The 549-nt window shown below is 78.3% G+C and carries 1 pseudogene; it reads right to left on the bottom strand.

Annotated features, from left to right (window positions below):
* Positions 1-549 (bottom strand): annotated as a pseudogene (locus tag GTW08_RS31315) (hypothetical protein); the annotation flags it as partial.

Below are 549 nucleotides of genomic sequence, written 5' to 3'. Positions count from 1 at the left end.
GGCGGGGCCCGCCGGGCGCCAGGACAGCGCGAACACCTGCAGGCCCTTCCCGAGCAGGTGCTCGACCAGCGAGTACCCGGGCGCGAGGTCGGCCAGCCAGTAGCGGTGCACCAGCGGCGGGACGACCAGCACCGGGGTGTCGTGCACCGTCTCGGTCCGCGGCAGGTACTGCAGCAGCTCGAACATCGGGGTGCGCAGGACGACCGCGCCGGGCGTGGCGGCGACGTCGCGGCCGGGGACGGGGCCGCCCCGGGCGTCGCGGGCGCCGGTGTCGAAGGGGACCGGCGGGGTGTCGGCTCCGGGGGGCGTGAAGACCCGGTCGGCGACGTCACCGGCAGCCGGGTCGGGCCCGGTGGCCGGGGCGGGACGGCCGTGATCGTCACCTGGGAGGGGATCGGTGCCGCCGGTGGCAGCGATCCCGTCCGAGCCGGTGATCATGAGAGGGCCCGGGGCGGGGAGCAGGAGGGCGGTCAGCCCGGCGAGGGTCGCGCGCAGCCGCTCGGCGTCCGCGGCGGGCAGCGGCACGTCCGGGCTCGCGACGGCGTCGTC

Origin of the sequence: Pseudonocardia sp. SID8383, from assembly GCF_009864975.1 — a bacterium.
GTDB classification, from domain to species: domain Bacteria; phylum Actinomycetota; class Actinomycetes; order Mycobacteriales; family Pseudonocardiaceae; genus Pseudonocardia; species Pseudonocardia alni.
Note: the sequence above shows the minus strand (reverse complement) of the source record. Positions and strands in the feature narration are given on the sequence as shown.